At 65.8% G+C, this 26,324-nt stretch carries 21 protein-coding genes; 12 read left to right on the top strand and 9 right to left on the bottom strand.

All coding sequences use genetic code 11. The features are described 5' to 3' along the window. Positions 1 to 7: 7 nt before the first annotated feature. The gene (locus EH199_RS03845; protein ID WP_124807943.1) at positions 8 to 1,897 is read left to right on the top strand and encodes an XrtA/PEP-CTERM system amidotransferase; all 1,890 of its coding nucleotides are present in this window, start codon (positions 8 to 10) and stop codon (positions 1,895 to 1,897) included. A gap of 215 nt (positions 1,898 to 2,112) precedes the next feature. Further along, positions 2,113 to 4,326 carry an EAL domain-containing protein gene (locus tag EH199_RS24605; protein ID WP_223806455.1) on the top strand — a complete coding sequence of 738 codons (2,214 nt, stop codon included), beginning with the start codon at positions 2,113 to 2,115 and terminating at the stop codon, positions 4,324 to 4,326. A gap of 348 nt (positions 4,327 to 4,674) precedes the next feature. Here EH199_RS24605 and zapE read toward each other — a convergent pair whose 3' ends face one another. The 3 genes from zapE to EH199_RS03825 are packed head-to-tail and all read right to left on the bottom strand — an operon-like array spanning position 4,675 to position 7,035. Continuing rightward, on the bottom strand, positions 4,675 to 5,793 hold the full coding sequence (gene zapE, locus EH199_RS03835; protein ID WP_124807942.1) for a cell division protein ZapE: 1,119 nt from the start codon (positions 5,791 to 5,793) through the stop codon (positions 4,675 to 4,677). Beyond that, on the bottom strand, positions 5,790 to 6,245 hold the full coding sequence (locus EH199_RS03830; protein ID WP_124807941.1) for a PaaI family thioesterase: 456 nt from the start codon (positions 6,243 to 6,245) through the stop codon (positions 5,790 to 5,792). Before EH199_RS03830 ends, zapE begins: the two co-directional genes overlap by 4 nt. A gap of 7 nt (positions 6,246 to 6,252) precedes the next feature. After that, positions 6,253 to 7,035, bottom strand: coding sequence for a succinate dehydrogenase iron-sulfur subunit (locus EH199_RS03825; protein WP_124807940.1), 783 nt, complete (start codon positions 7,033 to 7,035; stop codon positions 6,253 to 6,255). 237 nt (positions 7,036 to 7,272) lie between these two features. Here EH199_RS03825 and EH199_RS03820 point away from each other — a divergent pair, with 237 nt between their 5' ends. Beyond that, the gene (locus EH199_RS03820) at positions 7,273 to 7,905 is read left to right on the top strand and encodes a class I SAM-dependent methyltransferase (protein WP_124807939.1); all 633 of its coding nucleotides are present in this window, start codon (positions 7,273 to 7,275) and stop codon (positions 7,903 to 7,905) included. Between the two features lie 73 nt (positions 7,906 to 7,978). Here the strand turns inward: EH199_RS03820 and EH199_RS03815 are convergent, their stop codons facing one another. Further along, on the bottom strand, positions 7,979 to 10,732 hold the full coding sequence (locus EH199_RS03815) for a ribonuclease E/G (protein ID WP_124807938.1): 2,754 nt from the start codon (positions 10,730 to 10,732) through the stop codon (positions 7,979 to 7,981). A 526-nt stretch (positions 10,733 to 11,258) separates the two neighbouring features. Then, complete coding sequence (locus tag EH199_RS24330) at positions 11,259 to 11,471, bottom strand: hypothetical protein (protein WP_190287123.1); 213 nt, start codon at positions 11,469 to 11,471, stop codon at positions 11,259 to 11,261. Here EH199_RS24330 and EH199_RS03810 point away from each other — a divergent pair. The 6 genes from EH199_RS03810 (at position 11,461) to EH199_RS03785 (ending at position 18,898) form a co-directional block, all read left to right on the top strand. After that, complete coding sequence (locus EH199_RS03810; RefSeq protein ID WP_223806454.1) at positions 11,461 to 12,264, top strand: N-acetylmuramoyl-L-alanine amidase; 804 nt, start codon at positions 11,461 to 11,463, stop codon at positions 12,262 to 12,264. The two genes, EH199_RS24330 and EH199_RS03810, sit on opposite strands and share 11 nt — an antisense overlap. A 52-nt stretch (positions 12,265 to 12,316) precedes the next feature. Beyond that, on the top strand, positions 12,317 to 14,830 hold the full coding sequence (locus EH199_RS03805; RefSeq protein ID WP_124807936.1) for a penicillin-binding protein 1A: 2,514 nt from the start codon (positions 12,317 to 12,319) through the stop codon (positions 14,828 to 14,830). Between the two features lie 88 nt (positions 14,831 to 14,918). Next, a complete protein-coding gene (locus EH199_RS03800; RefSeq protein WP_124807935.1) occupies positions 14,919 to 15,467 on the top strand; it encodes a peroxiredoxin in 549 nt (182 codons plus the stop codon). A 114-nt stretch (positions 15,468 to 15,581) separates the two neighbouring features. Continuing rightward, positions 15,582 to 16,709, top strand: coding sequence for a peptide chain release factor 2 (prfB, locus tag EH199_RS03795; RefSeq protein ID WP_124807934.1), 1,128 nt, complete (start codon positions 15,582 to 15,584; stop codon positions 16,707 to 16,709). Beyond that, positions 16,706 to 17,467: a class I SAM-dependent methyltransferase gene (locus tag EH199_RS03790; RefSeq protein ID WP_223806453.1), complete on the top strand. Its 762-nt coding sequence runs from the start codon at positions 16,706 to 16,708 to the stop codon at positions 17,465 to 17,467. Before prfB ends, EH199_RS03790 begins: the two co-directional genes overlap by 4 nt. Positions 17,468 to 17,476: 9 nt before the next feature. Then, positions 17,477 to 18,898 carry a nitronate monooxygenase family protein gene (locus EH199_RS03785; RefSeq protein ID WP_124807933.1) on the top strand — a complete coding sequence of 474 codons (1,422 nt, stop codon included), beginning with the start codon at positions 17,477 to 17,479 and terminating at the stop codon, positions 18,896 to 18,898. Between the two features lie 40 nt (positions 18,899 to 18,938). Here EH199_RS03785 and EH199_RS03780 read toward each other — a convergent pair whose 3' ends face one another. The 3 genes from EH199_RS03780 to EH199_RS03770 form a co-directional block, all read right to left on the bottom strand. Continuing rightward, a complete protein-coding gene (locus EH199_RS03780; protein WP_124807932.1) occupies positions 18,939 to 19,394 on the bottom strand; it encodes a PilZ domain-containing protein in 456 nt (151 codons plus the stop codon). Positions 19,395 to 19,534: 140 nt separating this feature from the next. Continuing rightward, positions 19,535 to 20,842 (bottom strand): ammonium transporter, encoded by a 1,308-nt coding sequence (locus EH199_RS03775; protein ID WP_370449657.1) that lies wholly within the window; start codon positions 20,840 to 20,842, stop codon positions 19,535 to 19,537. Between the two features lie 108 nt (positions 20,843 to 20,950). Then, a complete protein-coding gene (locus EH199_RS03770) occupies positions 20,951 to 21,994 on the bottom strand; it encodes a D-glycerate dehydrogenase (RefSeq protein WP_124807931.1) in 1,044 nt (347 codons plus the stop codon). A gap of 118 nt (positions 21,995 to 22,112) precedes the next feature. On the opposite strand from EH199_RS03770, the gene EH199_RS03765 reads away from it, so the two are divergent. After that, the gene (locus EH199_RS03765; protein WP_223806452.1) at positions 22,113 to 22,589 is read left to right on the top strand and encodes an SH3 domain-containing protein; all 477 of its coding nucleotides are present in this window, start codon (positions 22,113 to 22,115) and stop codon (positions 22,587 to 22,589) included. A gap of 28 nt (positions 22,590 to 22,617) precedes the next feature. Here EH199_RS03765 and EH199_RS03760 read toward each other — a convergent pair whose 3' ends face one another. Continuing rightward, on the bottom strand, positions 22,618 to 23,814 hold the full coding sequence (locus EH199_RS03760) for an acetyl-CoA C-acyltransferase (protein WP_124807929.1): 1,197 nt from the start codon (positions 23,812 to 23,814) through the stop codon (positions 22,618 to 22,620). 198 nt (positions 23,815 to 24,012) lie between these two features. On the opposite strand from EH199_RS03760, the gene EH199_RS03755 reads away from it, so the two are divergent. Continuing rightward, the gene (locus tag EH199_RS03755) at positions 24,013 to 24,783 is read left to right on the top strand and encodes an A24 family peptidase (protein ID WP_124807928.1); all 771 of its coding nucleotides are present in this window, start codon (positions 24,013 to 24,015) and stop codon (positions 24,781 to 24,783) included. 38 nt (positions 24,784 to 24,821) lie between these two features. Next, complete coding sequence (locus tag EH199_RS03750; RefSeq protein ID WP_124807927.1) at positions 24,822 to 26,252, top strand: coniferyl aldehyde dehydrogenase; 1,431 nt, start codon at positions 24,822 to 24,824, stop codon at positions 26,250 to 26,252. The last annotated feature ends 72 nt before the right edge of the window (positions 26,253 to 26,324 follow it).

The raw sequence follows: 26,324 nt of genomic DNA, 5'->3' as shown, positions 1-26,324 counted from the left end.
CGGAGGCATGTGCGGCATCGCGGGCATTTTCCACACGGAGGGCATGAAGCCGGTCGATCCGGCGCGGCTGGAGCGGATGTGCGATGCCATTGCGCATCGCGGGCCAGACGGGCAGGGGATATGGACTGCTCCCGGCGTGGCGCTGGGGCACCGCCGGCTGGCGATCATCGATCTGGCGGGATCGCCTCAACCGATGGCCGCCACCGATGGTTCGGCGATGCTCGTCTTCAACGGCGAGATTTACAATTTCCGCGAATTGCGCCGCGAATTGCAGGCCGATGGCGCGCAGTTCCACACTGACGGCGACAGCGAGGTAATTCTGGCTGCGTGGCAGCGCTGGGGCGTCGATTGCCTGCCGCGCCTGCACGGCATGTTCGCCTTCGCGCTTTATGACCTGCGGCAGCGGACGCTGCTGCTGGCGCGCGACCGGCTGGGCGTGAAACCCCTGTTCACCGCGCAACTGGCCGATGGCAGCGTGATCTTCGGTTCGGAACTGAAGGCCCTGCTCGCGCATCCCATGCTGCGGCGGGATATCGATCCGCTGGCGATCGAGGACTATCTCGCCTGGGGTTACGTGCCCGATCACCGATCCATCCTGAAGGGCGTGGAAAAGCTGCCGGCGGGCCATTACCGCCTGCTGCGGCACGATGCCCCGCCGGCCGCCCCGGTACAGTGGTGGGACATCTCCTTTGCCGACCGGGAGCCGGGCAATACCGCCGATCTGGGCGCGCACCTGCTGCACCGCCTGCGCGAGGCGGTTACCTCGCGCATGATGGCCGATGTGCCGCTGGGTGCCTTCCTTTCGGGCGGGGTCGACAGTTCCAGCGTCGTGGCGCTGATGGCGGAAGCCAGCACCGATCCGGTGAAGACCTGCAGCATCGGCTTCGACGTGCAGGCGCTGGACGAGACGGCCTATGCCGACAAGGTGGCCGCGCTGTTCGGCACAGACCACCGCAAGCGGGTGGTGGCGTCGGACGATTTCGCGCTCATCGACCGGCTGGCGGGCATGTTCGACGAACCCTTCGCCGATGCCTCCGCTCTGCCGACGTTCCGGGTCTGCGAACTTGCGCGCGAGCATGTGACCGTGGCGCTTTCAGGCGATGGCGCGGACGAAGCTTTCGCCGGATACCGCCGGCAGGTGTTCCAGCATCGCGAGGAATCCGTGCGGGCGCTGCTGCCGCAAGGCTTGCGAACGCCGGTGTTCGGCACGCTGGGGCGGCTCTGGCCCAAGGCAGACTGGGCGCCACGCCCGCTGCGGGCCAAGGCAACCTTCCTCAATCTCGCGCGGAGCGGAGAGGAGGGCTATGCCCGATCGCTCTCCGTCACGCCGGTCGAACTGCGGGAACGCCTGTATGGCGAGGATTTCCTGCGGCTGCGGGGCGATTATCGCGCCGAACAGCCTTTTGTGGAGATGATGCGCCGGGCGCCGGGGCGTTCCGGGCTGGACCGGGCGCAATACGCCGATCTCAAGTTCTATCTGCCCGGCGACATTCTGACCAAGGTGGACCGGACGAGCATGGCGGTCAGCCTTGAAGCGCGCGAGCCGCTGCTCGATCATCGCTTGCTGGAATTCGGCGCGCGGCTGCCCGAGGCCATGCGGGTGCGCGGCGCGACGGGCAAATGGCTGATGAAGGACGTGATGCGCCGTTATCTGCCCGAAGACGTGCTGTTTCGCCCCAAGATGGGTTTCGTCACCCCGATCGCCGCATGGCTGCGCGGACCGCTGGCCGGAGAGGCCAGGGCGGTGGCAGAAGGTGGCGTGCTGGCGCGAACGGGCTGGTTCCGTGCTCCTGTGCTGCGCGATATCGCCGAGGCTCATATCGCGGGCCGCGCCGACCATTCCCGCCTGCTGTGGCAAGTGCTGATGCTGGATCGCAGCCTGGCGCTGCTATCCTGATCCGCCCCGCCGCGGGAGGGCGTGGGCTTCCGTGCGATCGCCGGGAGCGTGCTTCACCGCCTGTTCAATTTGGTTGATGGGCGGTAACCATGGTAATGTCATATAAACCATTTCGGATTAGACGCCGATCGTAACCTTTTTCGTGACGGTCCATGCGAAACTTTCTGCGATCGCCAGTTTCAATCTCGGTGCTCATTGGGCTGATATGCAGCCTGGTGTTCATTGCCGAGCCGTTGGACCAGATCTACTGGAACGTTCGCTATCGCCTCTCAAGCCACGCGATCTCGCAGCCGGTTATCGTTATCCCGCTGGATAACCAGGGTTCGGGATCGACGAAGAGCAGCGGCTGGACCACGATGGAACAGGCCCGGTTGCTCGAACTGGTGCGACGGCAGGTTCCGCGCAAGGTCGTGCTCGACGCGCGCGTCGATACCGGTCAGTCGATCTGGGGCGATCGCGCGCTGGCGCGTGCCATCGGTGAACTGGGGGACGATTTCTCGCTGGTTCTGCGCAACAACAGCGTGGATGCGGATTCGCACGGCGAGTTCCTGTTCCCTGCCTCCTCCGTGGTGCCGCGTTCGCGCATCGCCATTTCCAAATGGAATGCGAACTTCATCGATTTCGCCACGACCGCGCCCTATGCGGTGCGGATCGATGGCAAGTCCTATCCCACGGTCGGCCCGGCGGTTGCCGGTATCCGCGGGCGTGAGGGCGGGGTCTATGTTCCCGATTTCTCGCTCGATCCGGATTCGGTGCCGCAGCTTCCTGTCAGCAAGCTGCTCAACGGCAAGTTCGCGCCGGGCCTGCTGACCGGCCGCACTGTCGTCATCAGCGATTTTGGAACGGCAGGCCGACCGATCGGATACTTCGGGCACGGTCGCACGCCCGACATCGCGCTGGCTTTCGCCGGATCGGAGGGTTTGCGGCGTCCTTTCGCCATCGTGCTGCCGCGCCTTGTGCTGCTGGGCCTGCTGGCGGTCTGCCTCGCGCTGGCGGCGAATGCCCGATCGCGTCGGGAAAAGGCGCTGTTCTATATCGCCGCCTGCGCCGTCACGTTCGTGCTGCCCGCCATTCTCGTCGAATTTGGCATCCTCAGCTTCACCGATCAGCTTCTCGCCACGATGGCGATCTATGGCAGCATCCGCCTGTGGCAGAAGTGGCGCCGTCGCGTGCAGCACACGAGCGCGTCGGGCCTGCCCAATCTTCTGTCGCTCACCTCGAAGCAAATCGAGGTCGGGCGCGACGTGGTGGTCGCGGTGATCGCGCGCTATGAAGAAATCCTCGCGACGCTGCCCAAGGAACTCCATGGGGAATGCGCGCGGCAGATCGCGCGCCGCCTGTCCGTCGGCTCGGGACGCAGCGAGATATACAACGGCGATGGCGGTCATTTCGCCTGGACCGAGGAAGCGCGGCCGCTGGAAATGCAGCTCAACCACCTTGAAGGGTTGCGCGCGCTGTTTTCGGCTCCGCTGCAGATCGGCGAGCACACGTTCGACACCAACATCCATTTCGGTCTTGACCGCAACGAGGGCGTGGATGCCCTTGCGCGCGTCAATTCCGCGCTCGCGAGCGCCAACGAGGCGTTGACCAGCGGCCGGTCGATCGAACTGTTCGAAGCGGCTCGCCTTGCCGAAGCGCCGTGGGAACTTTCGCTTCATGCGCGCATCGATGAAGGCCTGCGCAACGGCGATATCTGGCTGGCCTTTCAGCCACAGTGGGACTTTGCCGAAAAGCGCTTCTGCGGCGCGGAAGCCCTGATCCGCTGGAACCACCCCACGCGCGGGCCGATAGCGCCCGATGCCTTCATCCTGCAGGCGGAGCGGGCAGGGCGGATCGATGCGCTGACCTTCTGGGTTCTGGAAGAGGCGATTACGGCCGCGCTGGAAATCAACGCCCTGGGGCCGCGTTTCCAGATGAGCATCAACCTTTCGGCGCAGATGGTCGACAAGCCGAACCTGGTGTCGAACATCGCCGAGGTGGTGCAGCGGCGCGGGATCGATCCCTCGCTCCTGACCATCGAGGTCACCGAAACCTCCAGCGTCCACAACCGCCCGGCGGCACGTCACAATCTTTCGCAATTGCGCGCACTGGGCTTCCGCCTTTCGATCGACGATTTCGGCACCGGCGAGGCGAGCCTTTCCCACCTGGCCGAATTGCCGAGCGATGAGTTGAAAATCGACCGCCGGTTCGTTTCGCGAATCACCACGGCAGAGCGCGAACGCGCGATCGTGGCCTATACGATCGCCTTGGCGCACGATCTTCACCAGGAAGTGGTGGCCGAGGGGATTGAGGACGAGGCGACGCTTCAGCTTCTGATGGAGCTGGGCTGCGACTACGCGCAGGGGTATTACCTCGGCAAACCGCAATCCTTCGCGGACTTCATCCAGACCTACCGCAGATCGGCCGACATCCAGATCGGAATCGTTTAGGGATTGTTAACCCTCGACGTTAATGATAATTTTTGCTTCCAACCGTGGATGGAGGCAAAAGCTATGTCGATTTGGCGTTGGCTGCTTCAGCTGATCTGAAGCACTGAAAATACGGGCATTTCCGCAAGGAAGTGCCCGTTTTCTGTCATTCCTGGGATTTCTGATTTCCACGGATTTTGGTGGAGCCGGGGTTATTGATTTTGTGTTTTTTGGTTAACCCGTGCGGTTTCGCGCGGGTTTTTTGTTGGGTGATTCGCGCCAGCGGATTGGTGGATCGGGTCGCCGGGGGCGCAAAAGAGCGGCAGCCGCTGTCGGCATGAGCCAGGCAGGTTCGCCACGTAGGCGTTGTCAGTTCTCGCCGTGTCCCAGCGCGAGATAGTCCTGGCTTTGCATTTCCATCAGGCGGCTGATGGTGCGATCAAACTCGAAGCGACCATCGCCGCTTTCGTAAAGATCCGCCGGTTCCGCATCCGCGGCGGCGATCAGCTTTACCTTGTGTTCGTAGAGCGCGTCGATCAGCGTGACGAAGCGCGCGGCCTCGTTGCGGTTTTCCGGCCCCAGGCGCGGGATGCCGACGATGATCACGGTGTGGTACTTGCGGGCAATGGCCAGATAGTCCGCCGCGCCGCGGGCTTCGGCGCAGAGCCGCTTGAAACTGAACACGGCCACGCCCTTCAGGCTCTTGGGCACATGCAGCATTCTCCCGCCGCCCACGTCGATGTCCGCGGAAGGAACGTGCAGGCTGTCTTCGGGGGGATAGTCGGTCAGCCGGAAAAACGCTTCGCGCGTGGCCTCCGTGGCGGCCGGTCCGTTGGGCACATGCCAGGTGCCGACGCCGCGCATCCGCTCCAGCCGGTAATCGGTGGGGCCGTTGAGCGTCAGCACGTCCAGCCGGCTTTCGACCAGCGCGATGAACGGCAGGAAGTGCTCGCGGTTCAACCCGTCCTTGTACAGTTCCGACGGCGCGCGGTTGGATGTGGTCACTACGGTAACGGCATGGTCCACGATCAGCGCGGTGAACAGCCGGCTCATGATCATGGCATCCGCACTGTTGTTCACGACCATCTCGTCGAAACACAGCACGCGCGTTTCCTGCCCGATCGCGGCGGCGACCGGCAGGATCGGATCGCCGCTTTCCTTCTTGCGCTCCTCGCGCAGGCGCGCGTGCACGTCGAGCATGAATTCGTGGAAGTGCGAGCGGCGCTTGGCGGTGATGGCAAGGTTGTCGTGGAACAGGTCCATCAGCATGGACTTGCCGCGCCCCACGCCGCCCCACATGTACAATCCGCGCGGCTGGTCTTGCGCCTTGCGGCCCAGCAGCTTGCCGAAAAAGCCGGGCGTGTGCGCTGGTGCTTCCAGTTCCTGCTGGAGTCGGTCGAGCCTGGCGGCGGCGGCGGCCTGTTCCGGATCGGGCCGCAGTTCTCCCGCCGCGACCAGTTCGGCATAGCGTTCCGAAACGCGGGTCATTTACGCGAAGGTTTGCGGACCGTGCCGGTAAAAGACGCGACGGTTTCGTCTTCCTGCACCACCAGGCCGCGCAGGAACACGAGCCGGCCGGTTTCGCGCAGGACTTCGCACACCGAATCGAGCGGCTCGCCGATCCGGCCGGCGCCGATGAACTGCGTCGCGAGGTCGAGCGTGACGGAACCCGCCGCATCGCCGTTCAGCAGCAGGCGCATCGCGGAAAACAGCGAGATGTCGATCAGCGCCAGCGTGACCCCACCGTGGACCGCATCCAGCAGGTTACTGTGGCGGCGTTCAGGAAACATGCGCAGGCGAACCTGCCGCTTGCCGCCCGGCGCCTCTTCCTCGCGCACCACAAGGTCGCCCATCGTCTGGGCGTTGAACCGGGTCGGGTCCGCGAGGTTCCAGGTAAACCAGCCGGGATGCTGGTCCGAAGGCCCGTAGCTGAAGGCCATCTGCGGGTCAGACCGCCCGCTCGGCCTGCATCTTCTTGATTTCGGCGATCGCGCGCGCCGGCGACAGGCCCTTGGGGCAGACGTTGGCGCAGTTCATGATCGTGTGGCAGCGGTAGAGGCGGAAGGGGTCTTCCAGCTCGTCCAGCCGTTCACCGGTCATTTCATCGCGGCTGTCGGCCAGCCAGCGGTAGGCCTGAAGCAGGATTGCCGGGCCAAGGAACTTGTCCGAATTCCACCAGTAGCTCGGGCAGGAGGTGGAGCAGCACGCGCACAGGATGCATTCGTAAAGGCCATCCAGCTTTTCGCGCTGTTCCGGCGACTGCAGGCGCTCCTTGCCCGAAGGCGTGGGCGAAACCGTCTGCAGCCAGGGACGGATCGAGGCGTACTGCGCGTAGAAGTGCGTGAAATCGGGAACAAGGTCCTTGATCACTTCCATGTGCGGCAGCGGGGTGATGCGGATATCGCCCTTGAGGTCCTCGATCGCCGTGGTGCAGGCTAGGCCGTTGCGGCCGTTGAGGTTCATCGCGCACGAACCGCAAATGCCCTCGCGGCAGGACCGGCGGAACGTCAGCGTCGGGTCCTGCTCGCTCTTCATCTTGATCAGCGCGTCGAGCACCATCGGGCCGCACTGGTCCAGATCGATCTCGAACGTGTCGTAGCGGGGGTTCTCGCCGCTGTCGGGGTCGTAGCGATAGACCTTGAACTTCCGGATCCGCCCCTGGGTCGCCGCCGCGTGATGACGGGACTTTCCGGTGATCTTGGAATTCTTCGGAAGCGAGAAGGTCGCCATCAAAATGTCCCCGTTGCGCGTGGTTGGCTCCAATTCGAGTCGGTCATTAGCGAAACCGGCGCGCGGGGCAAGGGGGACAGACGGGTAATGCCCCTTGCGGCGCACAATTGGTTGGGGCGGCTTGCCGTCGCTCTGGCGGAACCATGCTGCGGAACGCGCGGTGTTTCCGGCTTGTCGAACATTGCGGGCATGCTCACTCTGCGACCGGAGCGTGAAAGGCGAGCGAGAGGGAGAGGGATGGGTATCAGACAATGGTATGAGGACAAGATCCTGCCACGGATGATCCGATGCGCGTGCAGCGCCGATGCGATCATGGAATTGCGGGCGGGCGTGGTGCCCAAGGCGCGCGGCCGCGTGTTCGAGCTCGGCTGCGGCGGGGGCATAAACCAGCAGTTCTACGATGCCGATGCGGTAACCGCGTTCGCCGGGCTGGACCCTTCGGGCAAGCTGCTGGACTATGCCCGCGCGGAAGCCGAAAGGAAGGGCTGGCAGGCCGATATCCGCGAAGGCGTGGGCGAGGCCATTCCGTTCGCGGACGACAGTTTCGATACGGTTGTCTGCACTTACACGCTGTGCTCGGTGGGGGATTCCGCGCAGGTCCTGCGCGAAATGCGGCGCATCCTGAAGCCCGGCGGGCGGTTGCTGTTCCTCGAACACGGGCAGGCGCCCGATCCCGGCGTGCAGCGCTGGCAGCGCCGGCTGGAGCCGCTCTGGGTTCCATTGATGGGGGGATGCCATCTGACGCGGCCGGTGATTGCGTCCGTCCGGCAGGCGGGCTTTGCCGTGGAAGACAGCGGTCAGCGGTACATGCCGAAGATGCCGCGCTGGGCGTCCTGGATGGAATGGGGCAGCGCGCTCAAGACAGCGTAATGCGCCGGCCTACACGAAAAAGCCCTCCCCGGCTGTCCGGGGAGGGCTTTTTGTTGTCCAATGACGGGTGCCGTCAGGCGCCGAACGTGCGCTGCCACCAGCCGCGACGCGATGCGCCGCCTTCGGCTTCGGCATTTTCGGCGTCGGCGGCCGGATCGGCGACAACCGGATCGGCTGCCTCGACGGCCACGGGCGCTTGTTCGGCCGCTTCGTCCGCCGGAGCAGTATCGGCCTTCTTGCGGCGAGTGCGCTTGGGCTTGGCCGGCGCTTCCTCGGCGGCAGCGGGTTCGGCGGGGGCCGCTTCCGCAGCGGGCGCTTCCTCGACCACCGGAGCAGCGTCGGCCTTCTTGCGGCGGGTGCGCTTGGGCTTGGCCGGAGCTTCCTCGGCGGCAGCCGGTTCAGCGGGGGCCGTTTCCGCAGCCGGCGCTTCCTCGACTACCGGAGCGGCCTCGGCCTTCTTGCGGCGGGTGCGCTTGGGCTTGGCCGGCGCCTCGTCCGCAGGCGCGGCTTCGGCAGTGACCGTCTCAGCCGGTGCTTCGGCAACCGTTTCTTGGGGCGTTTCTTCCGGCGCTTCTTCGGGAGCAGCCGCTTCTTCCGCCGCGCTCAGCTCTTCACCGCCTTCGGTGCCATCCGTTTCACGACCGCCGCCACGGCGGCGACGGCTGCGCCGGCGACGCTTGCGGGGGCCGCGGTCACCCTCGGCATCCTCGCCAGCGGCAACGGTGCTTTCGGTTTCCTCGGCATCCTCGGCATCGTCTGCCGTTTCAGCATCACGCGCTTCGGTTTCGCCATCGCCGTCGTCGGCCGAACGGCCGTCCTCGGTCTGCGCCGTTTCGTCGTCGCGTCGGCCACGGCCGCGACGGCGCTTGCGCCGCTTGCGGCGGCCATTGCCATCGCCGTTGTCGCGGTCGTCGCCGCGCGCCTCGGCTTCTTCTTCCTCGTCCTCGTCGTCGAACGCCTCGTCGGCGAGGTCGTCTTCCTCCGGTTCGACGATGGGTTCGAAGCGCGGCTGGAACTCAGGCTTCGGCCCGCGCGAGGCGACGCGCATCTTGGCGCCTTCGTTCTCGCCTTCGGGGATCACTTCCACCGTCACGCCATAGCGGGCCTCGATCTCGGCAAGATCGGCGCGCTTGGTGTTGAGGACGTAAATCGTCGCTTCCTGGCTGGCGTAGAGCGTGATGACGCTGCCACGGCCCTTGGCGGCTTCGTCCTCGATCATGCGCAGCGCCGAAAGGCCGGCGGACGAGGCGGTGCGGACCAGGCCCGAACCATCGCAGTGCGGACAGGCGCGGGTGGTCGCTTCCAGCACGCCGGTGCGCAGGCGCTGGCGGCTCATTTCCATCAGGCCGAAGCCGGAAATGCGGCCCACCTGGATGCGCGCGCGGTCGTTCTTCAGCGCGTCCTTCATCGCCTTCTCGACCTTGCGGATGTTCGATCCGTATTCCATGTCGATGAAGTCGATGACCACAAGGCCGGCCATGTCGCGCAGGCGAAGCTGGCGCGCGATTTCGCGGGCCGCTTCCAGGTTGGTGGAAAGCGCGGTCGCCTCGATGCCGTGCTCCTTGGTGGAGCGGCCCGAGTTGATGTCGATCGAAACGAGCGCTTCGGTCGGGTTGATGACGAGATAGCCGCCCGACTTCAGCTGGACCACCGGATCGTACATCGCGGTAAGCTGGTCTTCCGCGCCGTACCGCTGGAACAGCGGCACCGGATCGGCATAGTGCTTCACCCGCTTGGCGTGGCTGGGCATCAGCAGCTTCATGAAGTCCTTGCCGGCGCGGTATCCGGCTTCGCCTTCGACGATCACTTCCTCGATGTCGCGGTTGTAGATGTCGCGGATCGCGCGCTTGATCAGGTCGCTGTCCGAATGGATCAGCGCCGGCGCGCTGGAATGCAGCGTGCGCTCGCGGATTTCGTCCCACAGGCGGGCGAGATAATCGAAGTCGCGCTTGATTTCGGGTTTGGTGCGCTGCAGCCCGGCAGTGCGGACGATGCAGCTCATCGACTTGGGGAGTTCCAGTTCGCCGATGATCGACTTCAGCCGCTTGCGGTCCGAAGCGCTGGAAATCTTGCGGCTGATGCCGCCGCCATGGCTGGAATTGGGCATGAGCACGCAATAGCGGCCCGCAAGGCTCAGGTAGGTGGTCAGCGCCGCACCCTTGTTGCCGCGCTCTTCCTTGACGACCTGGACCAGCAGCACCTGCCGGCGCTGGATCACGTCCTGGATCTTGTAGCGGCGGCGCAGCGCCATGCGCTTGGCGCGCAATTCATCGGCTTCCTTGGCCTGGCCGCGGCCCTGCCGGCGTCCGCGCCGCGGGCGGCGACCGCCGTTATCGGCAGAGGCGTCTTCCGCCTCGGCGTCCTGTTCGGCCTCTTCGTTTTCCCCTTCGACCACGCCGCCTTCGATCGTGGCGACATCGTCCTTTTCCGAAGTATCGACTTCGGTCACGCCTTCTTCATCGCCGAAGGCATCGCCTTCATCGCCAAAGCCGTCGTCCGCGTCTTCCTCGGCCGCGCGCAGGGCGGCTTCTTCCTCGGCATGCGCGGCTTCTTCCGCCAGCAGCGCCTCGCGATCCTCCTTGGGGATCTGATAGTAATCCGGATGGATTTCGCTGAAGGCCAGGAACCCGTGACGGTTGCCGCCGAAATCGACGAACGCGGCCTGCAGCGACGGTTCGACGCGGGTTACCTTGGCGAGATAGATGTTGCCCTTGATCTGCTTGTGATCAGCCGATTCAAAGTCGAATTCTTCAATACGGTTGCCCTTGAGCACCGCCACCCGGGTTTCTTCCTGGTGGCGCGCATCGATTAGCATGCGCGTGGTCATTATGGAATCTCCAGCCGCGCCGCCACGGGATTGTATCCGGGTACCGGGCGCGGTTCTTTGGTGAAGCGCGAACGCCGGACGGCCGGGCGATGGCCCGGCCATGACGTATCGCGAATGCGGAAATGCCGGTTCGGAGCGCCTGAACCTCGGTCCTGTCGCGCTCTCCGCCCGGCGGCGGTTGGTTTGCGTCTGCAGTGCTGACAATGCGCGGCGAAATGCGCGCGCCGGCTTCCGTCAGGCTCCGGCCTGTCGGAAGCGGTATCGACCAAGCGCGAGCGGCCCTTCCGGGGCGCTTCTGCTCAATCGAAACTCGGCTCATCATCACAGCATCAACCTTCACGGCGCGGGTGAGTGAGCGTTTCTGCTTCGTCATCCCCGCGTTCCGGATTTTTGCCAGCGGCTCCACATTGCCTGGTTCCGCCGTCCTGTCCGGTCAAATGGGGGCAGGGAGGGCATATTCAAGGCTGGCGCCGGTGCTGGCTTGCCCCGGTGGAAGGGTGCTAGCATTACAAATCCAAACCAGCAATTAAAACAATGGCGATGATTTCCCCGGAGCAATTTCCGGCGGCATTTTTCGATGCGTGTCGGGCGGGCGGGAAGTGCCGTCCACGATTCCGGCTGGACCGACCGAAACCGGACCTGCATAGCGGATGGCGATGTTGCGGCGGGTCGGGATCATCGCGGGGTTTGTGCTGCCTTTGGCGGCCTTGCTGTTGTGGGGATATTTCGTGCTGCGCATCGGCAATCCCGGCGATGGATACGTCCTGCGGCTGACGCTGCCTGATGGATCGCGCGGGATTGGCCTGCCACCCGTCGAAGGGCCGGCGGATGCCAGCCGGCCGCTGGTGGTGATCGATGCCGGTCACGGTGGTCACGATCCGGGCGCGAGCGGCGAGGGCACGTTGCGCGAAAAGAACGTCACGCTGGCCCTCGCCAAGGCGCTGCGCGAAGCGCTGCTCGCCGATGGCCGCGTGCGCGTGGCAATGACGCGCGACAGCGACCGGTTTCTCGTGCTGGAGGAACGCGCCGGCATAGCCCGACAGTTGAAGGCCGACCTGTTCGTGTCGATTCACGCGGATGCGGCGGAAACGCCGGACGCAAACGGCGCAACGGTTTATACTCTGTCGGATCGCGGTTCCGATGCGGTGGCCGATCTGGTGGCGCAACGCGAAAACCGCGCCGATGATGTCAACGGCGTGGCGCTGGGCGGAAAGTCCAATGCGGTCGCGACCATTCTGGTCGATCTTTCGCGGCGCGAGATGCGGGAGCGGTCGCAGCGCTTCTCCGATCTGGTGGTGCGGGAAGGGCAGGGGGTGGTCACATTTCATGCCAATCCGCAGCGGCAGGCCGCTTTCGTCGTGCTGAAATCGCTGGATCTTCCTTCGGTGCTGGTGGAGGCGGGCTATATCAGCAGCCCCGACGACGCCCGGCGTCTGATCGATCCCGCCTGGCGCAAGCAGTTTGCGGGGCGCGTGGCGCAGGCCGTGGAGATTTTCCTGGCCCGGCAGGAGGCGGCGGGGATTGCTCCATGATGCGCGCGCCTACTGGCTTATGACAGAAAGGGCGTGCTAGAGGGCGCGCACGATGGCCGAAGATACGCCCCAGAAGAGCATCAGCTACCGCATCCGTCGCGAGGCATCGGGGCTGTTTGCATGGTTCCGCCAAACCTGGCGCGAAAGGAAGTGGTTCCGTTTCGGGGGTTATGCCCTTGGGGCGCTGGTCGCGCTCTATTTCCTTGTCTGGGTGTTCGTGGCGCGGGGGCTGCCCTCGGCCGACAAGCTGCTGACCTATCAGCCGCCGCTACCCACGATGGTGCGCGGCGCGGATGGCGAGATCGCGTCGTCCTATGCGCGCGAACGGCGCGTGCAACTGCGCTTCGTCGATTTCCCCGAGCCGCTGATCAACGCCTTCCTCTCGGCTGAGGACAAGACGTTCTGGACGCACGGCGGCATCGATTACACCGGCTTCGTCGGCGCGGTGTTCGATTATGCCACCAAGTTCGGCTCCGGCCAGCGCGCGCGGGGCGGGTCCACGATCACCCAGCAGGTCGCCAAGAACATCCTGCTGGGCGACGAATACTCGATCACGCGCAAGCTCAAGGAACTCATCCTGGCTCGGCGCATCGAGGGCGTGCTGACCAAGCAGCAGATCCTTGAGCTCTATCTCAACGAAATCCCGCTGGGCCGCCAGAGCTTCGGGGTGCAGGCGGCGTCGCGGGCCTATTTCGACAAGGATGTGGGCGATCTGAAGCTGCACGAGGTGGCCTTTCTCGCCATCCTGCCCAAGGCGCCGGAGAAGTATGGCCGCGCCAAGTTCCATGACGAGGCGGTGACGCGCCGCAACTGGGTGCTGGACCAGATGGTCCGCAACGGCTGGGCGACGCAGGCGCAGGCGGACGAGGCCAAGGCGCAACCGCTGGGCCTGGTGGCGCGGCGGGCGGAGAACTACACCGCCGATGCCGGCTATTTCCTGGAGGAAGTGCGCCGCCAGCTGATCGACAAGTTCGGCGAAAAGGCCGAGGATGGCCCCAACAGCGTCTATGCCGGCGGGCTGTGGGTGCGGACCTCGCTCGATACCCAGTTGCAGACGGCGGCACAGGACGCGTTGCGCGCGGGCCTGCTGCGCTATTCGGGCGGACGGCCCTGGCACGGGCCGGTGGCGACGATCGACCTTTCCGATGGCAACTGGCAGACCCAGCTCATCACCAGCAACCTCTCGATCCGCTATCTCGACTGGCGCGTAGGCGTGGTGCTTTCGCGCAGGGGCGATAGCGGCCAGATCGGCTTTGCCGATGGCACCACGGGGCCGCTCTATGGCATGCCGCAGGCGATGAAGCCGGGCGATGTGATCACGGTGGCGCCCAACGGCAACGCCTGGGCGGTGCGGACCGTGCCGGAAGTCTCGGGCGGCATGGTGGTCGAAGACCCGCAGAGCGGGCGCGTTCTGGCCATGCAGGGCGGTTTCGATGCGCGGCTGGGCTCGTTCAACCGCGCTACGCAGGCACAGCGCCAGCCCGGCTCCACGATCAAGCCTTTCGTCTATGCCACTGGCCTCGATAACGGGATGACACCGGCCTCGATGGTCGTCGATGGCACGTTCTGCGTCTATCAGGGCGCGGCGCTCGGCCAGAAGTGCTTCCGCAACTTCGGTGGCGAAGGCGGTTCGGGCAGCCACACGATGCGCTGGGGCCTCGAACAGTCGCGCAACCTGATGACCGTGCGCATCGCCAACGATACCGGCATGGATCGCGTGGTGAAGACGATCCGCGATGTCGGCATCGGCGATTACAAGCCGTTCCTGTCGATGGCGCTGGGCGCGGGAGACACCACGGTGCTGCGCATGGTCAACGCCTATTCGGCGCTGGCCAACCATGGGCGCCAGCACGATCCGTCGGTGATCGATTTCGTGCAGGACCGCAACGGCAAGGTCGTGTGGCGCGCCGACAACCGGCCGTGCGACGGGTGCAACATGGCGCGGTGGGACGGTAAGCCCATGCCCCGCCTGAAGCCGTCGGGCCGTCAGGTGATGGATGCGCGCACCGCCTACCAGGTCGTCCACATGCTCGAAGGCGTGGTCATTCGCGGCACGGCGGTGACCTTGCGCGATCTCAACCTGCCGCTGTTCGGCAAGACCGGTACGACATCCGGGCCGACCAACGTGTGGTTCGTGGGCGGTTCGCCTGACATCATCGCCGGTGTGTACATGGGCTACGACCAGCCGCGCAGCCTGGGCGGCTATGCGCAGGGCGGCCGCATCGCCGCGCCGATCTTCAAGCAGTTCGTCCAGTCCACCCGCGCGCGCTGGGCCGATGTGCCGTTCCCGGTGCCCGAAGGCGTGCGTATGGTGCGCATCGATCGCGTCTCGGGCAAGCGCGTGTTCGGCGGCATGCCGAACAACGATGAACCCAAGGCGTCGGTTATCTGGGAGGCGTTCAAGCCCGATACCGAGCCACGGCGCACGATCCACCAGGAAGAACTGACGACCAAGGAAGCCGTGCTCGATGCGCTACGCCGCGCCCGCGCCGCGCGCCACGGGGCGGCGGCCGCGCCCGAAGGCGGGGAGGAAGGCTTCGTGGAGGAACAGGGCGGGATCTACTGACCCGGCCCTGTTCCCGCTTCGTCGCCCTATCGGGCAGCCCGCGTTTTGGCATCTCCCCGCGTGGCGCGGAGCCTGCTATATTAAAGGGATGATCCCACGCTCCATCAAGGCTGCCGCCGCGGCCATCGCCCTTGTCCTCCCGTTCGCCGCGCAGGCGGAATTGCCGCAAGGGGCGCGCGCGCCCGATTTCGCCGCGCAAGGCGCGCTGGGCGGGCGGACGTTCCAGTTCAACCTGCGCCAGGCGCTGCGCCGTGGCCCGGTCGTGCTCTATTTCTACCCCAAGGCGTTCACGCAAGGCTGCACGCTGGAAGCACACGCCTTTGCCGAGGCGACGGACCAGTTCCGTGCCGCCGGGGCCACCGTGGTCGGGATGTCCGCCGATGACCTGCCGACGCTCCAGAAGTTTTCGCGCGAAGCCTGCCGCGACAAGTTCGCCGTGGCCGCCGCCACGCCGCAGGTGATCGCGGCCTATGACGTCGATCTCAAGCGCGATGGCACGTCCACCGGGCTGACCAAGCGCACCAGCTATGTGATCGGGCGCGATGGCCGGGTCGTGCTGGTGCATTCGGACATGGACTATCGCGATCACGTCCGCCTGACGCTGGAAGCGGTGCAGCGCCTGCGCGCGCGCCGCTAGGCCCCTTTTCGAGCGCCATAACCCGCATCGGCGGGCGCCGGGCAATGATAACCGGCCTTTACTTGGCGCGCCGCTTCGCTAAGCGGTTCCGCTCATTTACGGAGTTCAGGTGTCATGCGGGCCGAAGGTCAGGCTCATATCGATCGCATCGAAGCGTCGCTGGCGCTGGTGCGCAAGTTCCTCGATTGGGATCGCGCCGTCCGCCGGCTCGATGAACTCAACGCGCGCGTCGAAGACCCGAAGCTGTGGGACGATCCCAAGAAGGCCGAGGAAGTGATGCGCGAGCGTCGCCGGCTGGAAGCCGCGATCGGCACAGTCAACCAGATCGGCCAGGAAATGGCCGACGCGATCGAGTTCGTCGAACTGGGCGAGATGGAGGACGACGAAGCCACCATTAACGAAGGGCTGGCGACGCTGGCGGCGCTGGCCGAACGGGCGGACAACGACAAGGTGCAGGCATTGCTGGCCGGCGAGGCCGACGCCAACAACGCCTATCTCGAAGTCCACGCCGGCGCGGGCGGCACCGAAAGCCAGGACTGGGCGGAAATGCTCCAGCGCATGTACACGCGCTGGGCCGAACGGCATGGCTACAAGGTCGATCTGGTCGACTATCACGCGGGCGAAGCCGCTGGCATCAAGTCGGCCACGCTGCTGATCAAGGGCGAGAACGCCTATGGCTATGCCAAGACGGAAAGCGGCGTCCACCGCCTCGTCCGCATCAGCCCCTATGACAGCTCGGCGCGGCGGCACACCTCGTTCAGCTCGGTCTGGGTCTATCCCGAAATCGACGACAACATCGAGGTCGATATCAATCCGGCCGACCTGAAGATCGATACCTACCGTGCATCGGGCGCGGGCGGGCAGCACGTCAACACCACCGATTCGGCCGTGCGCATCACCCACGTGCCGACCGGCATCATCGTCGCCAGCCAGAACGACCGTTCGCAGCACAAGAACCGCGCCACCGCGATGAACATGTTGAAGGCGCGGATCTACGAAGCCGAACTCGCCAAGCGCGAGGCGGCGGCGAGCGGCGAATATGCCGCCAAGACCGAGATCGGCTGGGGCCACCAGATCCGTTCCTACGTGTTGCAGCCCTACCAGCAGGTGAAGGACCTGCGCACCGGTGTGGTTTCGACCAATCCCACGGACGTGCTGGATGGCGCGCTCGATCCGTTCATGGCGGCGGCGCTCTCGCAGAAGGTGACCGGCGAAAAGGTCGCCGTGGAAGACGACGATTGAGCAGGCTGGCTGCCCTGGGCCTGCGGGCGGGCCTGATCGGGGTGGCCTGCGTGGCGCTGGCGTCGTGCCAGCGGCCGTCGGACGAGGATCGGGCTCCGACTGCGCGGGCGTTCCCGCGTGCGGACAGGCCCGTATCGGGACCGGGCGGCAGTGGCTTCACCACCGAGGCGGAGCGCGACAACCGCAAGGAAGCGCAGACGGTCATGGACCTGGCCGCGATCCAGCCGGGCATGACCGTGGCCGATATCGGCGCGGGCGAGGGCTATTACACCGTCCGCCTGGCGGCCCGTGTCGGCGCCAAGGGGCGCGTATTGGCGCAGGACATCGACGAGGCGGCGCTGCGCAAGCTGGGTGCACGCGTCGAGCATGACCGGCTCGACAACGTGTCGATCAAGCCCGGCGCGGTCGACGATCCACGCATTCCGGAACACAGTTTCGACCGCGTGTTCCTGATCCACATGTATCACGAAGTGGGGGAACCCTATGCGTTCCTGTGGCGCCTCTGGCCCGCGCTGCGGCCGGGCGGACGCGTGATCGTGGTCGATCTGGACCGGCCGACCGAACAGCACGGAACGCCGCCGGCGCTTCTGTTCTGCGAATTTGAGGCGGTGGGCTTCCGCTTGAGTGAATTTCAACGTAAGCCCGAAATAGCGGGCTATTATGCACAGTTCGAAGCCGCGCCCAGGCGGCCCGAACCCGGTAAGATAAAGCCGTGTCGGCTGGAAGCCGGGCAGGTCACGCGCGCGAAGGGTCGTTGAGAGGGGTTTATGTCTGCGTTCAAGGGGTTGAAGCCGATTCTGTATGGCGGCCGTGAAGTCTGGCCGCTGGTTGAAGGCGGCAAGGGCGTGGCGGCCACCAACCATGCCAGTTCGGGGGCATGGGCGGCTGCGGGCGGAATCGGTACGGTCAGCGCTGTCAACGCCGATAGCTATGACGCCGAAGGCAAGATCATTCCGCAGATTTACAACGCCATGACTCGCCGTGAGCGGCACGAGGAGCTGATCCGCTACGCAATCGACGGGGCGGTCGAGCAGGTGCGGCGCGCCTATGATATCGCCAGCGGCCCCAACGGCATGCGTGGCGCGATCAACATCAACGTGTTGTGGGAAATGGGCGGTGCGCAGCAGGTGCTGGAAGGCGTGCTGGAAAAGACGCGCGGCCTTGTTACTGGCGTGACCTGCGGCGCGGGGATGCCCTACAAGCTTTCGGAAATCGCGGCGCGGTTCAACGTCAACTATCTGCCGATCGTCTCCTCCGCGCGCGCCTTTCGCGCGCTGTGGAAGCGGGCCTACCACAAGGTTTCCGATCTGATGGCCGCCGTGGTCTATGAAGACCCGTGGCTGGCGGGCGGCCATAATGGCCTGTCGAATGCGGAAAACCCGCTGACGCCGGAAGATCCCTATCCCCGCGTTGCCGCGCTGCGCGATACGATGCGCAAGGAAGGTGTTTCGGACGACGTGCCGATCGTGATGGCCGGCGGCGTATGGTTCCTGCGCGAATGGAACGACTGGATCGACAATCCGGAACTCGGCAGCATCGCCTTCCAGTTCGGCACGCGGCCGCTGCTGACGCACGAAAGCCCCATTCCGCAGACGTGGAAGGATCATCTGCGCACGCTGGAACCGGGCGACGTGCTGCTGCACCGCTTTTCCCCCACGGGGTTCTACAGCTCGGCCGTGCGCAACCCCTTCCTGCGCAATCTCGAAGCGCGTTCGGAGCGCCAGATTCCCTATTCCAAGGTCGCGGCGGGCGAACACACCGTGCAGCTCGATGTCGGGGTGAAGGGCAAGAACTTCTGGGTTACGCCGGCTGATCTCGATCGCGCGCGAAACTGGTTTGGTGCGGGCTATACCGATGCGCTACGCACGCCGGACGATACCATCGTGTTCGTGACGCCCGCCGAGCGTGAGGAAATCCGCAAGGATCAGGCCGATTGCATGGGCTGTCTTTCCCACTGTGGCTTTTCGTCCTGGAAGGATCATGACGACTATACCACCGGCCGGCTCGCCGATCCGCGCAGCTTCTGCATCCAGAAGACGTTGCAGGACATCGCGCACGGCGGCCCGGTGGATCAGAACCTCATGTTCGCCGGCCACGCGGCCTATCGTTTCAAGCAGGACCCGTTCTATTCGAACAACTTCACGCCCAGCGTGAAGCAATTGGTCGATCGTATCCTGACGGGGGACTGACGCCGAAGACCTTGCGCGGGTAAGTGGTGCGGCCGCGCCTTCAGCCCCAGAGGCTGAAGGCGACGATGATCGGCAGCCATGCCAGCAGGGCAAGGCCGATCCAGATCGCCAACTTCGCGCGGGGCGAGAACACTTCCTGCGATCGCTGGTCCGCCGGGATCGTCACCTGGCCATGCAGCGCGGGCGAACGCAGCAGCAGCGCGCTGACGGTGGCGCGGCTGATCGGCGTAACGAATTCGCAGCCGTGGCGCGTGCCCGCTGTCCAGACGACGACCGCCTCGGTGGCCGCGGCCGTTTCGGGCAGACCGATGTCTACCACATCGCCTTCGTCCAGCGCGGTATCGCTTTCGAGCAGGAAGCCGCGTTCCGACAAGTCGAGCAGCCTGGCGTCGACGGGCGTACCCGCTGCGGTGACATTGGCTTCCACCGACAGCGTCAGGCGGCGTCGATGCGCGGTCCTCGCCTCGAGGGCGTCCGCCAATTTGTGCTGGACCATCACATCACTCCTTCGGAGATGACGTATCAATGGCCGGTAAAAGAATCGTTATCGATCAGCAGGGTATGAAGCAAAATCGGCATCGGCGGTGATTTGGGGACGATGACCCGACCGTCCGGGGAAATCCGGGCTGCCCGCCGTCAGTCCATTTCCCACGCCCGTTCGCCGTGGCTGGTCAGGTCCAGACCGTCCCGTTCCTCGTCTTCGGTGACGCGCATCGGTATCACCATCGAAACCATCAGGGCAGCGATGGTGGTGGCAAAGGCGCTCCAGATCGCCACGATGCCCACGCCGCCGACCTGCCCGACGATCTGGCGCGCCATGCCCATGCCATCGGCATAGCCGGTGCCGCCCAGCGACGGCGAGACGAACACCGCGAGCAGGATCGACCCGAGCATGCCGCCCACGCCATGCACGGCGAAAACGTCAAGCGAATCATCGATATGGAGCTTGTGCTTCACAAGCAGGATCATCGGATAGCATACCGCCGCGGCGGCAACGCCGAGCAGCATCGCCGCACCAGGCGCGATGAAGCCGGCGGCCGGCGTCACCGTGGCGAGGCCGGCGATCGCGCCGGTGGCGAAGCCCACCGAGGTGGGTTTGCCCACGGTCAGCTTTTCGATCAGCAGCCAGGCCAGCGCCGCCGCGCTGGCGGCGGCGTGGGTGTTGATGATGGCGGAGGCCGCGTCGTCGTTGGCGGCCAGCGCCGAGCCGCCGTTGAAGCCGAACCAGCCCACCCACAGAAGCGCGGCGCCCGCCAGCGTCAGCGCAGGACTGTGCGGCAGCATCAGCGACTTGGGAAAGCCGTTGCGCTTGCCCAGCAGCATCGCAACGACCAGCGCCGAGACGCCAGCCGTGGTGTGAACCACGATGCCGCCGGCGAAATCCAGCGTGCCGAGCTTGGTCGCCAGCCAGCCGCCGCCCCAGATCCAGTGCGCGACGGGCGCATAGACGATCAGGCTCCACAACGCCGAAAAGGCGACGACCCAGCCGAACCGCGCGCGATCGACCCAGGCGCCGACCATCAGCGCGGGGGTGATCAGCGCGAAGCACATCTGGAACAGGGCGAACGCGCTTTCGGGCACACCATAGCTGCCGCGCACGTTGCCGAGATTGAGCAGCATCCAGGCATTGCCGGCGCCGATCCAGCCATTGGTTACCTCGCCGAAGGCCAGTGTATAGCCAGCGGCGATCCACAGCAGGGAGGCAACGGCGATGATTGCGCCGGTCTGCACCATCACCGCCAGGAAGCCCTTGGCGCGCACCAGGCCGCCGTAGAACAGGGTAAGGCCCGGCGCGGCCATCATCAGCACCAGCGCCGAAGCCGCGAGAAGCCAGGCGGTATCGCCGCTGTCGGCGGAATCGAGCGTAGTGGCGGTCTGGGCCTGCGCCAGTGCAGGGATGGCCGATGTCGCGGCCATCGCGGCCGTTGCCAGAAACTTGCGCACTCTTGCCCCTCCGTCCGCGCTTGCGGTTATGCGGTGTCCGTTCAAGCCCCTAGGCGAAGCGCTTGGCCCTGTACAGGCAGAGGAGGCGATGGCGCCGGATCGGCGGCGTCAGACCCAGCCTTCCAGCACCTGATCGGGCGGGCGATGTCCGTCGGCCCAGAAGCGGATGTTGGCCATGACCTTTTCGCCCGATGCGATGCGGCCCTCGAACGTGGCGCTGCCCATGTGCGGCAGGATCGCTACGTTGTGGTGCGCCAGCAGGCGCGGATCGACCTGCGGCTCGTGCTCGAACACGTCGAGTCCCGCGCCACCGATACGCCCTGCCACGAGCGCTTCGATCAGCGCCTGTTCGTCCACGATCTGCCCGCGCGCGGTATTGATGAGGTAGGCTTCGGGCTTCATCAGCGCGATCCGCCGGGCATCGAGCAGGTGGTGCGTTTCGGGCGAGGCGGGGCAGTGCAGTGACAGGATGTCCGCATCGCCAATCAGGGTGTCGAGATCGGCGACGTAGCGTGCGCCCAGCATGGTTTCGAGCGCTTCGGGCAGGCGGTGCCGGTTGTGATAGGCCACCTGCAGGCCGAAGGCGCGGGCGCGGTGCGCCACGGCCTGCCCGATCCGGCCCATGCCAATGATGCCCAGCGTCTTGCCGTTGAGCCGGTGGCCAAGCAGCGTGGATGGCGCCCAGCCTTCCCACTTGCCGGCGCGCAGGATGCGGCCGCCATGGTTGAGCCGCCGCGCGACGGAAATGATCAGCGCCAGCGTCATGTCCGCCGTATCGTCGGTGAAGACGCCGGGCGTGTTGGTCACGATGATTCTGCGGGCGCGCGTGGCGGCGAGGTCGATGTGTTCGATCCCCGCGCCGAAATTCGCGATCAGCCCCAGGCGTTCTCCCGCTTCGGCGATCATCCCGGCGTCGATCGTGTCGGTCACGGTCGGCACCAGCACGTCGCAGGATTGCATCGCGGCGACGAGTTCGTCGCGCGTCATCGCCCGGTCATCGGCGTTCAGCGTCACGTCGAACAGTTCGCGCATCCGCTGTTCGGTTTCCGGCAGCAGGCGGCGGGTGACGATGACCGAGGGTTTCCCCTCGATCCGGCGTTTGACGGCTTCGTGCGCGGTGCGCGCGCCGGCGGCGCTCTGGTGCGTTGGCATGATCGTATCGCTATGCCTGCGGGACAGGGATGGTCAAGCGCGTGGTTGCCCTGTCGTGCCAATGCTGTATCGCATGGCGGGCAAGTTTTTGTTGGATTTGGTCTGGGGTTTCCGTGTCGTGCGTGCCGTGAAGTATGTCCTGCCCTGCGTCCTTGCCGTGTCCGCCGGTCTTTCCGGCTACGCCGCGCGCGCGGAGGATGGCGGCGCGCCATACTGGGTTTCGCTGCGCAAGGATGAATCGAACATGCGCGTCGGCCCCGGCCGGGAATACCGGATCAACTGGACCTACGTGCGCAAGGGGTTGCCGATGAAGGTGCTGCGCGTGATGGGCGGCTGGCGGCTGGTGGAGGACCCGGACGGTTCGCGCGGGTGGATGCTCGCCCAGTTCCTGGCGCGCGCCCATACCGGCATGGTCAAGGGCGGCGTCGCGGAGATGCGCGAAAAGGCCGACGGTTCGGGGCGGCTGCTGTGGCGGCTGGCGCCCGGCGTGGTGGGCACGATCGGCGATTGCGGCGCCGGCTGGTGCCAGTTCGATGTCAATGGCCGCAAGGGCTATGCCCAGCAAGCGGCCATCTGGGGGGCAGGGGCACCGTAACGTCGGCGCCCCGCCATTTTCTTCCGGGTCAGACCAGCTCTATCGCCAGCGCGGTGGCTTCGCCGCCGCCGATGCACAGGCTGGCCACGCCCTTGGTCTTGCCGTGGCGCTTCAGCGCGCCGATCAGCGTGGTGACGATGCGCGTGCCGCTGGCGCCGATCGGATGGCCCAGCGCCGTGGCGCCGCCGTGCACGTTGATCTTCTCGTGCGGGATGCCCAAATCGTGCATCGCGAACATCGCGACGCAGGCGAAAGCTTCGTTCACTTCGAACAGATCGACATCGGCGATCGACCAGCCGGCCCGTTCCAGCACCTTGTTGATCGCGCCGACCGGGGCGACCGTGAAGTCCTTCGGTTCCTGCGCGTGCGCGGCCAGCGCGACAACCTTCGCCACCGGCTTCAGGCCTTCCGCATCGGCAACGCTCTGGCGAGTGATCACCACGGCGGCGGCGCCGTCGGAAATCGAGCTGGAGGTGGCGGCCGTGATTGTGCCATCCTTGGCGAAAGCGGGCTTGAGCGTCGGAATCTTGTCCGGACGGCCCTTGCCGGGCTGTTCGTCGGTATCGACCACGACATCGCCGCCGCGCGACTTGACGGTGACCGGCGCGATTTCGTCCACGAAGGCACCTTCCGCGATTGCGGCCTGCGCGCGGCGCAGCGATTCGATCGTGTAGCCATCCTGCGCTTCGCGGGTCAGCTGGTATTCATTGGCGGTATCCTGCGCGAAGGTGCCCATCGCGCGGCCGGGTTCGTAGGCGTCTTCCAGACCATCGAGGAACATGTGGTCATAGGCGGTATCATGCCCGATGCGCGCGCCCGAACGGTGCTTCTTGAGCAGGTAAGGCGCGTTGGTCATGCTTTCCATGCCGCCAGCCACGATCACGTCGACGCTGCCGGAAGCCAGCGCCTCGGCGCCCATGATCACGGTCTGCATGCCGGAGCCGCAGACCTTGTTGACGGTGGTTGCCTGCACGGACTTGGGCAGTCCGGCCTTGATCGCGGCCTGGCGCGCCGGCGCCTGGCCGAGACCGGCGGGCAGCACGCAGCCCATGTAGACGCGGTCGATCTTGTCACCCGCCACGCCGGCACGTTCGACGGCGGCCTTGACGGCGGTGGCGCCGAGGTCGGTGGCGGCGGCATCGGACAGCGCGCCTTGCATCGAACCCATCGGAGTGCGCGCGTAAGACAGGATAACGACCGGATCTGCGGCGGAAAACTGGGCCATGGCGATCACACTCCTTCAATGGTCGGGTCAGGAAAGACCCGGATATGGGGTCGGTCCGGGCGGGCGGCAACCATCTGACGATCCGTTGCGGTTCGTTGGCGGTTCCTGTGGCCACGATCGCGCCGGGGCTGGACTTGGCGGGGCCATACTGCCACGCCGCGCTCATGGCAATCGAGCCGACGGGGGAGTCACGAACGCGTGGCATATGCCAGCCTGCCGCTGATCTGGTCCGCGTCGGCGATGCTGGGCGCGATCGTCGGGAGCTTCCTGGGCGCGGCGCTGGCACGGTTGCCGGAGGAGCGGTCGGTCGTGACCGGCCGGTCGGCCTGCGATCACTGCGGGCGGACGCTTGGCCCGCTGGAGCTGGTGCCGGTGTTGTCCTGGCTGGTGCAGCGGGGCCGCTGCCGGACCTGCGGCGGCGCGATCGGTGGATGGCAGCTTGGCTGCGAACTGGGTGGCGCGGCGGTGGCGCTGGTTTCCGTGATCGCCATGCCCGATCGCACCGCGCTGGCCGCGATGGTGCTGGGCTGGCAACTGCTGTTGCTGGCGTTGCTCGATCTGCGGCACTTCTGGCTGCCCTTGCCGCTGGTGGGCACGCTCGCCGGTTCGGGAGGCGTGCTCGCGCTGCTGCGCGGGGCGATGGAGCACGATAGCGGTCCGGTCCTGTGGGCCAGCGCGGGCGCGCTGACCGGCTTCGGTATGCTCTGGCTGATCGCCGCCTACTATCGCCGGGTGCGCGGCCGCGAAGGCATGGGGGGAGGGGACCCGTTGCTGCTGGGCGCGATCGGCCTGTGGCTGGGGCCGGTGGGGACGGTCGCCACCCTGCTGGGAGGCAGCGTGATCGGGCTTCTCGCAACGGTTGCTTTGCTGGCGGGAGGCCGTAAGGTCTCGCGCCAAACGGCCCTGCCGCTCGGAACCTGTCTCGCCGCCGCCGGCTGGCCGGTCTTCCTGCTCCAGGGCTTCGGATAAATCGGACCTGCACAAGCGGTTCGGGGACGGGGATTGTGATGAACGAGACGAATCGCACGGACATGCTGGCCGTTTTGGAACGTCAGCGCACGGCCTTCACGGCGGCGCGCCCCGAAGCGCTTTCGGTGCGGCACGACAGGCTGGAGCGTTGCGCCACGATGCTCAAGGAGCATGGCGAGGCGTTCGCCAAGGCGATGAGCGCCGATTTTGGACACCGCAGCCACGAACAGTCCATGCTGACCGACATCATGCCCTCGGTCAGCATCGTGCGCTATTCGCAGAAGCGGATGAAGCGCTGGTCGCGTCCGGAAAAGCGCCATGTCAACTTCCCGCTGAACCTGCTCGGTGCGCGGGCGGAAGTGCGCTACGAACCCAAGGGCGTGATCGGCATCGTCGCGCCGTGGAACTTCCCGGTCGGGCTGACCATGGCCCCGCTGGCCCAGGCTTTCGCCGCCGGCAACCGCGCGATGCTCAAGCCTTCGGAGTTTACCGAGCGCACGTCCGAACTGATGCAGGAACTGTTCCCGCGTTATTTCGCGGAAGAGGAAGTGGCGGTGGTCACGGGCGGGCCGGAAACCGGGCAGGCGTTTTGCGGGCTGCCGTTCGACCATCTGCTGTTCACCGGGGCGACGCCGATCGGCCGCCACGTGCTCCATGCCGCCGCCGATCACCTCGTGCCGGTCACGCTGGAACTGGGCGGCAAGTCGCCCACGATCTTCGGCCGCAGCGCCGATCTCCAGCGCAGCGCAGAGCGCGTGGCGCTGGGCAAGATGATGAACGCGGGGCAGATATGCCTCGCGCCCGACTACATGATGGTGCCCGAGGAACTGGAGGATCGCGCCATCGCCGCGGTCGCCGCCGGAGTCAGCTCGATGTATCCGACGCTGCTCGCCAACGACGACTACACCTCGGTCATCAACCGCCGCCACCGCGATCGTCTGGCGGGGCTTGTGGAGGATGCGCGAGAGAAAGGCGCCGAGGCGATCGTCGTCAATCCGGGCGGCGAGGACTTCGCCGGCACCAACGGCAACAAGATGCCGCTGACCATCCTGCGCAACGTCAACGACGACATGCGCGTGATGCAGGAGGAAATCTTCGGTCCGGTCCTGCCGGTGAAAACCTATCGCGCGATCGACGAGGTGATCGATTACGTCAACGCGCACGATCGTCCGCTGGGGCTGTACTACTTCGGCCAGGACAAGGCCGAGGCGGAGAAGGTACTGACCCGCACCATCTCGGGTGGCGTTACCGTCAACGACGTGATCTTCCACGTTTCGGCCGACGACCTGCCGTTCGGCGGAATCGGGCCTTCGGGAATGGGCAGTTATCATGGCGTGGAAGGTTTCCGCACGTTCAGCCATGCGCGCGCGGTCTATCGTCAGCCGAAGGTCGATCTTGCGAAGCTGGCAGGGTTGCGGCCGCCCTATGGTGCCGCGACGCAGCGCACCCTGAAGATGCAACTTAAGTAAGCCCCGCATACGATCGCGGGAGGCCCGGAAACGGGGCTGTAATCGGCACGGGAAGGCCAAAAGGGTGGAGAA

The organism is Novosphingobium sp. LASN5T, from assembly GCF_003856955.1.
In the GTDB taxonomy this organism is placed as follows: Bacteria; Pseudomonadota; Alphaproteobacteria; order Sphingomonadales; family Sphingomonadaceae; genus Novosphingobium.
The sequence above is the reverse complement of the archived record's forward strand: the minus strand, read 5'-3'. Positions and strand labels throughout refer to the sequence as shown.